Consider the following 13,222-nt stretch of genomic DNA (forward strand, 5'->3'; position numbering starts at 1 on the left):
TGGTGCGCTTCTGCCCTCTTAGTACGCCTTGGGGTGTATATGCACAAATTGAAAAGTTTTGTAATGTTCGGCTTCAATATGTAAGCGCACGGATCAAAGGCGGACAGAGCATTTAAATTCGCCCGATGCTCCGCTTTAGAATCATCATAATAATATTTCGGTGTAGCGTGGATACTGCTAGCGATACTTCAGGCTCGGGTCACATTTATTTAATCGACGATGACGCGTCTATTAGACGTGCCTTGACAGGTACGCTTGAGCGTTTAGGCTACTCTGTCAGCGTCTATGAGGCGCCTGATGACTTTCTAAAAAGCGCTGTCCCAGTTTCACCCGCAGTGGTATTGCTAGACATGCGGATGCCAGGCAAATCCGGCGTCGAAGTTCAAGCCGAGCTCATCGCCAACAAATGGCGCACCCCCATTATTTTTATTAGTGGTGAAAGCCTTCCTGCACAAATCGTTCGCGCAATGAAGCAAGGTGCAGCGGACTTCCTGCTCAAGCCCTTTTCCATGGAGTCCTTACTGCGCGCGGTTGATAGCGGTCTTGCCAAAGATGCTGAGCAGCATGCAGTGCTCCTGCGCTCACTGAATATTCAGCAGCGCTTTGAGCGACTGACGCCGCGCGAAAAAGAAGTCTGCAGCGAGATTATCTCTGGGCGCTCAAACAAGGAAATTGCTGAAATCAGTGGTTCAGCAGCCGCCACGATCAAGCTGCATCGCGCCCGGGTTCTGAGCAAAATGCAAGCCAAGTCTCTCAGTGACCTGATTGCGATGTTTGAAGGTACCGACTTATTAACTGCGAATAAAAGCCTCAGCTAGGCGGCTGCTCGGTCGTCAGCTGAACTTCAAGCACCCACTCGCGCCATAACGCAACGATCAGGGCCATCAAGACGGGCCCGATGAAAAGACCGACAAAGCCCATTGTCGTCACGCCGCCCACCAAACCAAAGAAAGTGGGCAAAAACGGTAATTTGACAGGTCCGCCTACTAAACGAGGGCGTAAGGTCTTGTCCACGATAAACAATTCGATCGAGCCCCAGGCAAACAGCGCCGCTCCAGCTAAGGGCTCACCAGAGCCTACGAGATAGAGCGAAACCAAGGTAAAGGATAGTGGCGCACCGCCCGGAATCATCGCCATCACGGCAGTGATGACACCTAGCAAGACCGGAGAGGGGACGCCTGCGATCCAGTACGCCAGGCCGAGTACTACGCCCTCACCGATCGCAATTAAACCCATCCCCGTCACCGTCGCACTGATCGTCGCGGGAATCACACGCGACAAGTGCTGCCAGCGCTGCGGCAGCACTCGCTCACCCAAGATATCCAACTGACCCACCATCCTGTGTCCATCTTTGTAGACAAACAGCAAGGTAATCAGCATAAACAACAGGGTCAACAAAATGTGAAATACGTTACCCGTTGTAGATAGAATCAAGCGATAAATATTGCCAATGTGCTGACCACTGACCATTTCAATCATGCCGCCTAAGGCATGCGGTTGTCCCAGATACTCGTCCCAATAACCACCCAGACGCTCACCCACCAAAGGCAAGGCAGAGATCCAAGCGGGCGCACTCATTCCTTCTTTGTTGGCAGCAATCAACCAGACCAATAAATGCGTCACTTCATTAATCGCAAAATAGAGCGCCGCAGAAAGCGGAACAATCAGGACTAGGGTGATAAAAACCAGCGCGCCACTCGCCGCAAGGGTCGTGCGCCCCCCACAGACTCTGACCCAGCGAGAGTAAAGCGGCCAGCTGGCAAACCCCACAATGAGGGCCGCCAGCACCGGCACCACAAAGCCGCTAAAAAAATAGACGCCTGCTGCCAGCAATAACACCAGCAAAATACGCGCAACAATGTGGACCGGCAAAAAGGGCTGCATTAGGTCAGCACTCGCGTGGGGGTGCCCGCTGCAAAAGCCTCAATATTGGCCACAACGTTCTTGTAAAACACCGCGAAGTTCTCTGGCGTGGCATACCCCAAATGCGGGGTCAACACTGTACGGGGCACTTGGCGCCAAGGATCATTTGCCAACACAGGCTCAGACTCATAGACGTCCAGACCTGCACCACCAATCTTGCCTTGTTCTAAGGCTTGTTTAAGCGCCGCCAGATCCACCAAGCCTGCGCGCGAAGTATTGACTAGATACGCAGTAGGCTTCATCGACGCAATACATGCAGCATCGACGATCTTACGTGTACGGTCGCTCAACACGAGGTGAATACTAATTGCATCAGAAGTTTTGAAAAGCTCCTCTTTGCTCACGAGCTTGACGCCTGCTTCAGCGGCACGCTCTGCCGTCAAATTAGGACTCCACGCAACGACTTCCATGCCAAAGGCTGTGCCCACACGACCCACTTGCTGACCCAAATTGCCAACGCCCAACAAACCCAGGCGCTTGCCTTTGATAGTAGGGGGCATCGAAGTCTGCCAGAGACCCTTTCTCATATTGGCATCTTCTTGGGGAATCTTTTTAAACAGCGCCAACAACAAGGACCATGAGAGTTCAGCCGTTGCGCCAGTGCTCAGCGGATCGCCAGGCGAACCCGATACGACAACACCCGCTTGGCGGCAAGCCTCCAGATCAATCGAGTTGTTCCGCAAACCGGTCGTCACCAATAACTTAAGCTTCGGCATCGCCTGAATCACCGAGGCGGGGAACGCCGAGCGTTCACGCATCGCCACCACGACGTCAAAAGACGCAAGCGTCGCAGCCAGCTTGTCAGGCTGAATAAACTCATTGAAAAAAGTGACCTCCGCTTTGAGCGAGTCCCAGTTGGCCATTCCTTTTGCCACTTTCAAATAGTCGTCCAGTACGGCAATACGCATATCTATCTCCAGTTCAATCTAATTAACGTTATTCTCAACACAATTTTTATTACTTCAAGCGCTTTTCAATTTCTGCTTTTGGAATCGCTCCGCCAACACGGCTTCCATCCGCAAAAAACAACGCAGGGGTGCCACGCACCATCAGCTTTTTACCCAGGGCAAGCATTTGATCAATCGGCACCTCACACTCCACAGTCGGTGGTACCTTACCCTTGAGCATCCAGTCATCCCAAGTCGCGGCGCGATCCTTTGAGCACCAGACGTTTTTGACCTTTTGTGTCGAGTCAGGCGACAAAATAGGAAACGGGAAGGTGTAAACCGTGAGATTGTCGATGTCACCCAAAGACTTTCGTAACACTTTGCAATATCCACAATTGGGATCTTCAAAAATCGCGAGCTTGCGTGAGCCATCGCCCTTGACCTGCTTCATGGCCAACTCAAAAGGCAATTGATCGAAAGGCACGCGCGCGATCGCATCCATGCGTTCGCGGGTGTAGTCCTGACGCGTTTTGGCATCAATCAAGGTGCCATCAAACACAAAGGTGACCTTTTCGTCCGTAAAGACCAAGTCCGGGCCCAACTGGATTTCGTACAAACCATAGGGCGTCGGGCGCACAGCCGTAATCTCAGGGTTGTCAAAACGCTGAGAAAAAAGCTTTTGAACCGCAAGCGACTTGGCATCCGTTGCGACAGGCGCAGAGGGGGCAGCCAAAGCACCCTGAGCAAAGGCGCCCGCCCAAAACGAAGAAGCGCACAACACCGTCAGACCAAACATGAAACGCTTTACCATCACTACTCCTAACGAGAGGCACCTGCAATTAAAAAACGCTTAACGAACGGCAACTGTTCGACGATATTCATGCCAGCATTGCGCAACCACGCCACCGGGGCCTGAGGCGCATCAAACAAGCGAAACAGACCGTCCGTCACGACCCGAATAGCCAGTACAGGCTCTGCACGTGCTCGGCGATAACGTCTCAGCAACATGGCATCACCAGGACGACGAAATGACTCGCGGCCCGCTATGGTATCAACAAGTGCCTCGACATCGCCCAAGCCAAGATTGAGCCCTTGACCGGCCAAAGGATGAACGCGGTGGGCCGCATCTCCGGCTAACACCAACCCGTCGGCCACCATCGGGGATTGATTCAAACTCAGAGGAAAGCCTTGCAATGCTCCCCTCAAGGTCAGCTTACCGAGACGAGATGCCGTCATCCAAGACAGTCTGTTGCTTAAAAACTGAGCTTGCTCAGGCTCGGACATCGCCAACACTTCGCGGGCAAGCGTTTCCTTGGCTGACCACACCATGGAGACTTGAGGCCCCTCGGATGTCGTCGGCATCGGCAATAAGGCCAACACACCTTCTGAAGTAAACCATTGCAATGCCGTGCCTTGGTGCGGGAGTTCGCTATTGAAATGGGCGACAAGACCCGTTGCGCCATAAGGTCGCACGGTCACAGGCACGCCTGCTGCCTCACGCAACGCTGACTGAGCACCATCAGCTGCCACGAACAACTCAGCCTCCAAGACCGTGCCTTGCTCTGTTGCGAGCCGACCCGGTGCATAGCTGGCAAACTTTTCAGGGATCCACGGCACACCAAACATTTGCACAGCCTGCGTCAGCACACGCTCAATCTCAAGCGCCTCCACAATCCAGGCCAATTCTGTTTGTGCAGTCTGCCACGCATTCAGGTTCAGCAAACCATCGCCATCGCCATGAATCTCCATCGCCTCAACAGCAGTCAGCCTCCTGGCATCCAGCAGATCCCAAACCCCAAGTCCCGCAAGAAAACGTTGACTCGCAGGCGAAATCGCATAGACACGTGAGTGAAACGTTTCAGGGTGTGCAGACTCGAAATGGCGCTTAGGTCCTAATAACGTGACTTTCTCGCCGCGACGCGCAAAACCTAACGCGGTAGCTAAACCGACAATACCTGTGCCACAGACGACGATTGGTGTGTGCATGAAGAGGTCTTTATCGAGCCGTCGGCTGACCGGCCTGCTTGGGCCACAAGACCCACATTTGACCCGGTTGCTTCATGCGGCCCGCCATATTGCCAGCCGCCTCACCAAAACCCCAGTAAAAGTCTGCGCGCGCCGCGCCTTTGATCGCGGTCCCAGTATCTTGCGCAAACACTAAACGGTTGAGCGAGTCCTTTGAAGACGGCATCGTAGTCGCTAAAAATACAGGCGTCCCCAGTGGGACAAAATTGGTATCAATGGCGATCGAACGCTGCGCCATCAAAGGAATGCCGTAGGCACCTTTGGGTCCAATTTCAGGATCAGTGACGGGTTCTTCTTGGAAAAACACCAAAGCTGGATTGGCATTGAGCATTTCCTGAACACGATTGGGATTGCGCTTGGCCCAGGCCCGGATATTTTGCATAGACGTTTGCGCTAGGGGAAGCTCTCCCTTGTCTGCTAACCATTTACCAATTGAGACATAGGGATGACCGTTATGGTCGGCATAGGCGACGCGTATCGTTTTGCCATCTGGCAACTGCACACGTCCAGAACCCTGAACCTGCAAAAAGAAATTGTCGACGGGATCATCCACATACACCACCGCAGGTGGTCGACGACCCGAGGACTCGAGGGCGGCTCGACTGTCATAAGGCACCACGCGTTTGCCGTCGAGTTTGCCACGCACCCGCTTGCCTGCAAGCTCTGGATAGACGCGCCCAAGATCAATAGTCAGCAAGTCAGCAGGCACGGTGTAGAGCGGCCATTGGTTCGCTCCACCTTTTGTCCGGGAACCCTTTACCAAAGGCTCGTAATAACCCGTCACGATGTTGCTGGCAGGCTTGCCATCGGATCCTTGCAGGCGCCAAGGAGACAACCACGTCTGAATAAAGCGGCGCACCGCCTGAGGATCGTTCGCAGCTGGCGCACGCTTGGGATCCAGGGCTGCAGCACACACCGGCTGCCATGCTTTAGGAGTTGCCCGGGTCGGGCCGGCCAGGTTGGTCGAAGTCGGGCGCATCAAGCCTCGACAGTTTCGAACAAACGTTGTCCACACATTGCGCAAATCATCATTATTCCAGCCCGGCAAATCAGACCAACCCGCTGCAACAAATTTGCCTTGCAAGTTGCGGGCGGCGCTGTCAGGCAATGCACCCGCACTAGGCACTGCAAAAGGCGCATCAGGCTTGGACACGCCCTGGTCCGCAGTCTCGGGAGGTGTTGAGACCGTCGAACAGCCCGCAACCAACGTGACGATCGTGGCCAAGGCTAGGCGGAAAACACTTTTTTGCATCGTTCAATCTCAATCAATATTTAGTGCGGAAGTCAGCGCAAACCAACATAGAGCTTAGTGCAGAGTGCGCGGCATTGCCAGAACAAACTCAGGAACTTCCACCTCAAAAGGCACGCCATTTTCGCCGACACAATGGTAACTGCCACGCATCGTCCCGACAGGATTTTTGAGCGGACATCCACTCGTGTATTCAAACGTCTCGCCCGGGCCTAACAGTGGCTGCTGTCCAACCACACCCAGGCCGCGCACCTCATGCTCACCTTGCTCGCCATCTGAGATGATCCAGTGACGACTAATCACCTGTGCAGGCCGCTCGCCGACATTGGTGATGCGTACCTTGTAGGCGAACACAAACTGCTGTTTGCCCGGATCAGACTGCTCCGGTACAAAATGCGGCTCAACGGCCACTGAGAGCTCAAAAGGTTTCACAAGCACATCCAAAGAAAACTGCAATAATGAGGGCTACTTAGACTCGCGACTCGACCATCATGCCAGAAACTCAAGCCTTACCGAAGGCCCGTCTCGCGCCCAGCATTTTATCCGCTGACTTCGCCCGACTGGGCGAAGAAGTGAGAAATGTTGTGGCTGCTGGTGCCGACTGGATTCATTTTGACGTCATGGACAACCATTACGTTCCAAATCTCACCATCGGCCCTATGGTTTGTGAGGCTATTCGCCCGCACGTACAAGTCCCGATTGATGTGCATTTGATGGTCGAACCCGTCGACAGTCTGATTCCGATGTTTGCCAAAGCCGGCGCCAACGTCATCACTTTTCACCCCGAAGCCTCTCGCCATGTCGATCGCAGCCTCTCGCTGATCCGTGACCAAGGCTGTCAGGCAGGCCTTGTCTTTAACCCCGCCACACCACTCGACTGGCTCGCTCACGTGATGCACAAAGTCGACATCATCTTGCTGATGTCCGTCAACCCCGGTTTTGGTGGTCAAAGCTTTATTCCTGGCACGCTGACCAAGCTGCGCCAGGCACGTGCCCTGATTGACGCCCACACCCAAGCAGGCGGGCAGCCGATCGCCCTTGAGGTCGATGGTGGCGTCAAAGCAGACAATATCGGTGCCATCCGCGCCGCAGGTGCGGATACCTTTGTCGCAGGCTCCGCTATTTTTGGTCAGCCCGACTACGCCCGCGTCATCCAAGACATGCGCAAACAAATCGCACTCGCAGATCAACAGACTGGTAATTAAAAATGGCTTCCTCCAAATCCTACGACGCAGTCCTGCTTGATCTGGACGGCACCTTGATGGACACGATCCCCGATCTGGCGATCGCCGTCAACGCGATGTTGAACGAATTAGACTTTGCGACCATGCCGCAAGCTGAGATTTCCACCTATATTGGCAAAGGCTCAGACAATCTGATGCGCCGCATTCTGGCGACCGCCCAAGGCGGCAAACCCGCCTCAGAAGAGCTGTTTTTGCGGGGTCGTGACATCTACTATGCCGAATATCACAAGATCAATGGTGATAACGCCATCATTTTTGACGGTGTCATCCCCGGTCTTGAACGCATCCAGAGCATGGGCCTCAAAATGGCAGTGGTGACCAACAAAAACACCGAGTTCACTATGCCACTACTTGAGCGCACCGGCCTGCTACGCTTTATGCAAGGCGTTGTCTGTGGCGATACCCTCCCTGAGCGCAAACCCCACCCCGCCCCGATGCTACATGGCTGCTCACTGGTCGGCTCCCAGCCTGCCCGCACCTGTGCAGTGGGTGACTCGATTAACGACGCCTTATCGGCACGCGCAGCAGGCTGCTCAGTCCTGGCCGTCCCCTATGGCTACAACGAAGGTCAGAGTGTGCAGACTCTGGATGTCGATGCTATAGTAGACTCCATTGATGCTGCAGCCCTGTGGGTTGCAGCGCGCTGAGTGAGTCAAGCGCTAACTTATTAAACAATATAGATCAGATGAATACAGCCGTTCACATTCCTGCCATTCCCCGCGCCTCGTGGCGCTGGTGGCGTTTGTGTTCCGGGTGATGGTTCGTCTGACTCCGGCCGAGAGGCTATAACCTCCAAGCCAGCAATACAAACCAAGCCCGCCCAACCATGGCCGGGCTTTTTTTTTGGACAACCCGGTCTGCTAACTGCGAGAACCGCCCGAACAGATGACTGAAATCGAATTCAAAGCCCTAGCGGCCCAAGGCTACAACCGTATTCCACTGATCGCCGAGACTTACGCCGATCTGGATACCCCCTTGGGGATTTACCTCAAACTGGCGCACACCGGACCTCAGGGAGGCAAAAACTCATGCCTGCTCGAGTCAGTGGTGGGTGGCGAGCGCTTTGGTCGGTATTCTTTTATCGGCCTGCCTGCACGCAACGTCATCCAGGCGCGCGGCACCAAAACCACCTTGTTACGTGACGACAAAATTGTCGAAACCCACGAAGGCGACCCACTCAGTTTTATTTCCGAGTATCAGAGCCGCTTTAAAGTCGCTTTGCGCCCAGGCATGCCGCGCTTTGCGGGTGGGTTAGCAGGCTATTTTGGCTACGACACCGTGCGCAATATCGAGCCTAAGCTCGGCCCCGCACTCAAACCCTACCCAGCCGGCATGGGCGAAGGTCCACCGGATATTCTGTTGCTGCAAACCGACGAGCTCGTCATTGTGGACAACCTGGCCGGACGCATCTACCTGATGGTCTACGCAGACCCCGCCGAACCCGAAGCCTTTAGCCGTGCGCAAAAACGCCTCAAAGAGCTGCGGATCAAGCTGCGTAAACCTGTTGAGATTCCCTACAGTCACTCAAGCGTTGTGACCAAAGAGGAGCGCAGCTTTGCCAAGGCCGACTATCTAGCCGCGGTGAGACGCGCCAAGGAATACATCGCCGCGGGCGACCTGATGCAAGTTCAGGTCGGACAGGTCATCACCAAACCCTTTAGTGACTCGCCGCTTTCGCTTTACCGCGCGCTGCGCTCGCTTAATCCTTCGCCCTACATGTACTTCTGGAACTTTGGTGACTTCCAAGTCGTCGGTGCATCGCCCGAGATTTTGGTGCGCCAAGAGGCCCTGCCAGTTGCCGAAGACGCCCCCGCAGGCACACAGGCCGAAACAGAAATCACTATTCGGCCGCTCGCGGGTACACGCAAACGTGGAGCGACGCCCGAAGAAGACGCTGCACTCGCCGAAGAGCTGCTCGCCGACCCCAAGGAACGTGCTGAACACGTCATGCTGATTGACCTCGCGCGCAATGACGTCGGTCGTGTGGCCAAAATTGGCTCGGTCAAAGTGACCGACACGATGGTGATCGAACGCTACTCACACGTGATGCACTTAGTCTCCAACGTCACCGGCACGCTTGAAGCCGGCATGAGCAACATGGATGTGCTGCGCGCCTCATTTCCCGCCGGCACACTCACGGGCGCACCCAAAGTCCGCGCCATGCAAATGATCGACGAGCTCGAACCCGTGCGCCGCGGCATTTACGGTGGCGCCGCCGGGTACCTGAGCTATGGCGGAGAAATGGATGTTGCCATCGCGATTCGCACCGGCATCATCAAGGACGGCATGCTCTATGTGCAGGCCGCCGCCGGCATCGTGGCCGACTCGGATCCCGAAATGGAATGGCTCGAAACCGAAGCCAAAGCACGCGCAGTCCTGCGTGCCGCCGAACAAGTGCAAAACGGTCTCGATGATCCGTTCTAACTCGCCAAAACAGGACAAACAAAAATGTTACTGATGATCGACAACTATGACTCGTTTACCTACAACCTGGTGCAGTACTTTGGCGAGCTTGGCGAAGACGTGCGCGTCTACCGCAACGACCAGATTACGCTCGAAGAAATCGACGCACTGAAACCAGACCACATCTGCATTTCACCTGGCCCCTGCTCGCCTGCCGAAGCGGGCGTCTCGGTCGACGTGATCAAGCGCTACGCCGGCAAAGTGCCGATTCTGGGCGTTTGCTTGGGGCATCAAGCCATCGGCGCCGCCTTTGGTGGCAAGATTGTCCGTGCCCAGCAAATCATGCACGGCAAAACCTCAGAGATCACGCACACGGATTCCGACGTTTTCAAAGGACTACCCTCCCCCTTTACCGTGATCCGCTATCACTCACTGGCGATCGAGCGCGCCACCATTCCAGATTGCCTGGAAATCACCGCCCAAACCGCGGATGGTGAAATCATGGGTGTGCGCCACAAAACATTGCCCATCTACGGCGTTCAGTTTCACCCCGAATCCATTTTGAGTGAACATGGTCACGCCATGCTGCGTAACTTTCTCGAACTGCCTGCGACTACGCTCGCCTCGACCAAATAAGCGGACGCCCAATGATTACTCCAAGCGAAGCACTACACCGCTGCATCGAACACCGTGAAATTTTTCACGATGAAATGCTGCATTTGATGCGTATGTTGATGCGTGGCGATATGTCGCCCACCATTGCAGCAGCCTTGTTGATGGGCTTGCGCGTCAAAAAAGAAACCATTGGTGAAATCACTGCCGCCGCACAAGTCATGCGCGAATTCGCCACACCTGTGCACGTCACCAATCCACAAGACATGGTGGACATGTGTGGCACGGGCGGTGATGGGAGCAACACCTTTAACATCTCTACGACCGCGATGTTTGTCGCTGCGGCAGCCGGTGTGCCGATCGCCAAACACGGTGGACGCAGTGCGTCCTCGTCGTCAGGTAGCGCGGATGTACTCGAAGCACTCGGCGCCAACCTATCCCTGACACCCGAACAAGTCTCAGCGTGTATTGAGGAAACCGGCATCGGCTTTATGTTCGCCCCCGCTCACCACGGCGCGATGAAAAATATCGCGCCTGTGCGCAAAGAGCTCGGCGTGCGCACGATTTTCAACCTCCTTGGCCCCCTGACTAATCCCGCGGGTGCAGCCAATCAATTGATGGGCGTTTTTCACGCCGATCTCGTCGGCATACAGGTGCGTGTGCTGCAATCACTCGGCTCACGGCACGTCATGATTGTGCACGGCAAAGACGGCATGGACGAGGCCTCGCTCGGTGCGGGCACACTCGTCGGTGAACTCAAAGACGGTGTCATCCGCGAATACGAAATTCATCCCGAGGACTTCGGCCTGCAAATGGCCTCCAATCGCAGCATTAGAGTGTCGAGCAAAGAAGAGTCCCGTGACTACGTGCTCGAAGCGCTTGGCAACACGCCCGGGACAGCGCGCGATATTGTGGCCTTTAACGCAGGACTGGCGATTTACGTTGGCAATCACGCCACCACGATCCAAGACGGGATTAAGATGGCCTTTGAAGCCATCGCGAGCGGCGCCGCGCGCGACAAGCTCGAAGCCTTTTGTGCCCACACAAGGAAATATGCAGCATGAGCGATATCCTCAATAAAATCCTCGCCGTCAAAGCCCAAGAAGTCGCTGCCGAGCGTCTCGTGCGCAGCGAAGCTGAGCTCCTCAAAGAAGCCAAAGCGCGCAAAGATGTCCGTGGTTTTGGCAAAGCGCTCGAAACCAAGATTGCCGCAGGCAAGCCTGGCGTCATTGCAGAGATCAAAAAAGCCTCACCCTCAAAAGGCGTGCTGCGCGAAATCTTTATTCCTGCCGAAATCGCCGAGTCTTATGCCGAGCATGGTGCGGCATGTTTGTCCGTGCTGACTGACAAACAGTTTTTCCTGGGCGACGACGATTACCTGCGGCAGGCCCGCGAGGCTTGCAAACTCCCCGTTTTACGCAAAGACTTTATCGTCGACCCCTATCAAATCATTGCTGCCCGTGCCATGGGCGCTGATTGCGTGTTGCTGATTGTTTCTGCCTTAAGCTCCACACAACTCTCTGAGTTTGAAGAGTGCGCGTTCGAGCTGGGGATGGATGTGCTGGTGGAGGTACATGATGCCGAAGAGCTGGACATCGCGCTGGACATGAATACCTCTTTGCTGGGGATCAACAACCGCAACCTGCGTACGTTCGAAACCTCGCTGCAAAACACGCTCGATTTGTTACAACGCATCCCCATCGGCAAGCTTGTCATTACCGAAAGCGGCATTTTGGCTCCCAACGATGTGCAGTTAATGCGTGACAATGACGTCAATGCGTTCCTGGTTGGCGAGGCGTTTATGCGCGCACCCAATCCAGGCGCAGAGCTCGCACGCTTGTTTGCCTAAACGCGTTTTCCACACTTTTTGCCTGAGTATGTTTCTTTGAAGATGTCGCCCCAGAGCAATCAACTTGAGCAAGCCTCGCTCTGGGTGCATCTCGAACACGTGCCCCAGGCGTGGCAACCATGCTTGGCGTCTGCATCTGTACGCACCGCGCTCGAAAGCCTTTCTAGCATGCTGCAGTCTCGACTCGCGCAAGGTGCAGTCATTTATCCCGCGCGCCCGTTTCGCGCGTTAGATACGTTAGAGCCCCACACCGTCCAAGTCGTGATCTTGGGTCAAGATCCCTATCACGGTCCCGGCCAAGCACAAGGACTCGCTTTTTCTGTGCCGGATGGTTTTAAACGCCCCCCCAGCTTGCGCAACATCTTGCAAGAGATTGAGCGCGCCTACCCAACCGACGACTCCACGCTTGTATTGACCTCCAACCTTCTTAAAAACGATTTGTCACGCTGGGCACAACAAGGGGTTCTCCTTCTCAATACATGCCTGACTGTCGAGGATGGACAGCCCGCCTCTCATGCCCGTGCAGGCTGGGAAACGGTGACGGACGCCCTGATTACTGAGGTTGCCCGCGATCCCTCACCCAAGGTGTTCATGCTCTGGGGCGCACATGCCCAAGCCAAACACGCACTCATTGCTGGCCAGGGCGACCACCTGATTTTGATGGCCAATCACCCCTCACCGCTCTCCGCCCGCAGACCCCCTGTACCGTTTATCGGCTGCGATCATTTTCGCTTGGCAAATGAATGGTTAATACAACACAAGCGCCAAGTAATTGACTGGAAAGCATAATTTTTTTACCCAAAGGGTATACCCGCATCAAAAAATAGGTTAGTATTCGGGCTCTGTACAAAAAGTGCATTTGTATAAATTACCGCTGGTTTTGTGGTTTTGTGGTTTTAACCGTACCCTTGGTATAACGTACCGCTGCACAAGAAAGTGCATAAGTCTGAAAATAGGCAAACAACCTAGATTTCGGCTTCACATCATCGATTCCTGACCTCCTTTCCTTTCGTGGGCAGCTAGTGTGATC

General features: G+C 54.8%; 14 protein-coding genes. 8 read left to right on the plus strand and 6 right to left on the minus strand.

Annotated features, from left to right (window positions below; all coding sequences use genetic code 11):
• Nucleotides 1-167: 167 nt before the first annotated feature.
• Nucleotides 168-818, plus strand: a complete 651-nt coding sequence (locus WBJ47_RS04550; RefSeq protein ID WP_422243748.1) for a response regulator transcription factor — start codon at nt 168-170, stop codon at nt 816-818.
• Here the strand turns inward: WBJ47_RS04550 and WBJ47_RS04555 are convergent.
• The 6 genes from WBJ47_RS04555 to apaG are packed head-to-tail and all read right to left on the minus strand — an operon-like array spanning nt 811 to nt 6,516.
• On the minus strand, nt 811-1,884 hold the full coding sequence (locus tag WBJ47_RS04555) for an AI-2E family transporter (RefSeq protein ID WP_422243749.1): 1,074 nt from the start codon (nt 1,882-1,884) through the stop codon (nt 811-813). The two genes, WBJ47_RS04550 and WBJ47_RS04555, sit on opposite strands and share 8 nt — an antisense overlap.
• Complete coding sequence (locus WBJ47_RS04560) at nt 1,884-2,831, minus strand: D-2-hydroxyacid dehydrogenase family protein (protein WP_422243750.1); 948 nt, start codon at nt 2,829-2,831, stop codon at nt 1,884-1,886. Before WBJ47_RS04560 ends, WBJ47_RS04555 begins: the two co-directional genes overlap by 1 nt.
• A gap of 49 nt (nt 2,832-2,880) precedes the next feature.
• Nucleotides 2,881-3,621: a DsbC family protein gene (locus WBJ47_RS04565; RefSeq protein WP_422243751.1), complete on the minus strand. Its 741-nt coding sequence runs from the start codon at nt 3,619-3,621 to the stop codon at nt 2,881-2,883.
• Nucleotides 3,622-3,629: 8 nt separating this feature from the next.
• Entirely contained in the window at nt 3,630-4,796 is a 1,167-nt protein-coding gene (locus WBJ47_RS04570; RefSeq protein ID WP_422243752.1) for an FAD-dependent monooxygenase, read from the minus strand.
• Between the two features lie 10 nt (nt 4,797-4,806).
• The gene (locus tag WBJ47_RS04575) at nt 4,807-6,087 is read right to left on the minus strand and encodes a murein transglycosylase A (RefSeq protein ID WP_422243753.1); all 1,281 of its coding nucleotides are present in this window, start codon (nt 6,085-6,087) and stop codon (nt 4,807-4,809) included.
• A 54-nt stretch (nt 6,088-6,141) separates the two neighbouring features.
• Nucleotides 6,142-6,516, minus strand: a complete 375-nt coding sequence (gene apaG / locus WBJ47_RS04580) for a Co2+/Mg2+ efflux protein ApaG (RefSeq protein WP_422243754.1) — start codon at nt 6,514-6,516, stop codon at nt 6,142-6,144.
• A gap of 59 nt (nt 6,517-6,575) precedes the next feature.
• Here apaG and rpe point away from each other — a divergent pair, with 59 nt between their 5' ends.
• From rpe to WBJ47_RS04615, 7 genes are all read left to right on the plus strand, one after another.
• Entirely contained in the window at nt 6,576-7,289 is a 714-nt protein-coding gene (gene rpe, locus WBJ47_RS04585) for a ribulose-phosphate 3-epimerase (RefSeq protein WP_422243755.1), read from the plus strand.
• Between the two features lie 2 nt (nt 7,290-7,291).
• Entirely contained in the window at nt 7,292-7,975 is a 684-nt protein-coding gene (locus WBJ47_RS04590; protein ID WP_422243756.1) for a phosphoglycolate phosphatase, read from the plus strand.
• A 238-nt stretch (nt 7,976-8,213) separates the two neighbouring features.
• Entirely contained in the window at nt 8,214-9,752 is a 1,539-nt protein-coding gene (locus tag WBJ47_RS04595) for an anthranilate synthase component I family protein (RefSeq protein WP_422243757.1), read from the plus strand.
• Between the two features lie 24 nt (nt 9,753-9,776).
• Nucleotides 9,777-10,367: an anthranilate synthase component II gene (locus WBJ47_RS04600; protein ID WP_422243758.1), complete on the plus strand. Its 591-nt coding sequence runs from the start codon at nt 9,777-9,779 to the stop codon at nt 10,365-10,367.
• 11 nt (nt 10,368-10,378) lie between these two features.
• On the plus strand, nt 10,379-11,407 hold the full coding sequence (gene trpD, locus WBJ47_RS04605; RefSeq protein ID WP_422243759.1) for an anthranilate phosphoribosyltransferase: 1,029 nt from the start codon (nt 10,379-10,381) through the stop codon (nt 11,405-11,407).
• The gene (gene trpC, locus WBJ47_RS04610) at nt 11,404-12,192 is read left to right on the plus strand and encodes an indole-3-glycerol phosphate synthase TrpC (RefSeq protein ID WP_422243760.1); all 789 of its coding nucleotides are present in this window, start codon (nt 11,404-11,406) and stop codon (nt 12,190-12,192) included. The genes trpD and trpC overlap by 4 nt, the downstream gene beginning before the upstream one ends.
• A 42-nt stretch (nt 12,193-12,234) precedes the next feature.
• On the plus strand, nt 12,235-12,981 hold the full coding sequence (locus tag WBJ47_RS04615) for a uracil-DNA glycosylase (protein WP_422243761.1): 747 nt from the start codon (nt 12,235-12,237) through the stop codon (nt 12,979-12,981).
• The last annotated feature ends 241 nt before the right edge of the window (nt 12,982-13,222 follow it).

The sequence above is a fragment of the Zwartia sp. genome (assembly GCF_049655405.1).
Lineage (GTDB): Bacteria > Pseudomonadota > Gammaproteobacteria > Burkholderiales > Burkholderiaceae_B > Zwartia.

Bases quoted from the DNA above. Each gene is read 5' to 3' on its own strand.
- WBJ47_RS04555 (WP_422243749.1), bottom strand. From the start codon at position 1,884: ATGCAGCCCTTTTTGCCGGTCCACATTGTTGCGCGTATTTTGCTGGTG.
- WBJ47_RS04560 (WP_422243750.1), bottom strand. From the start codon at position 2,831: ATGCGTATTGCCGTACTGGACGACTATTTGAAAGTGGCAAAAGGAATG.
- WBJ47_RS04565 (WP_422243751.1), bottom strand. From the start codon at position 3,621: ATGGTAAAGCGTTTCATGTTTGGTCTGACGGTGTTGTGCGCTTCTTCG.
- WBJ47_RS04570 (WP_422243752.1), bottom strand. From the start codon at position 4,796: ATGCACACACCAATCGTCGTCTGTGGCACAGGTATTGTCGGTTTAGCT.
- WBJ47_RS04575 (WP_422243753.1), bottom strand. From the start codon at position 6,087: ATGCAAAAAAGTGTTTTCCGCCTAGCCTTGGCCACGATCGTCACGTTG.
- rpe (WP_422243755.1), top strand. From the start codon at position 6,576: ATGCCAGAAACTCAAGCCTTACCGAAGGCCCGTCTCGCGCCCAGCATT.
- WBJ47_RS04590 (WP_422243756.1), top strand. From the start codon at position 7,292: ATGGCTTCCTCCAAATCCTACGACGCAGTCCTGCTTGATCTGGACGGC.
- WBJ47_RS04595 (WP_422243757.1), top strand. From the start codon at position 8,214: ATGACTGAAATCGAATTCAAAGCCCTAGCGGCCCAAGGCTACAACCGT.
- WBJ47_RS04600 (WP_422243758.1), top strand. From the start codon at position 9,777: ATGTTACTGATGATCGACAACTATGACTCGTTTACCTACAACCTGGTG.
- trpD (WP_422243759.1), top strand. From the start codon at position 10,379: ATGATTACTCCAAGCGAAGCACTACACCGCTGCATCGAACACCGTGAA.
- trpC (WP_422243760.1), top strand. From the start codon at position 11,404: ATGAGCGATATCCTCAATAAAATCCTCGCCGTCAAAGCCCAAGAAGTC.
- WBJ47_RS04615 (WP_422243761.1), top strand. From the start codon at position 12,235: ATGTCGCCCCAGAGCAATCAACTTGAGCAAGCCTCGCTCTGGGTGCAT.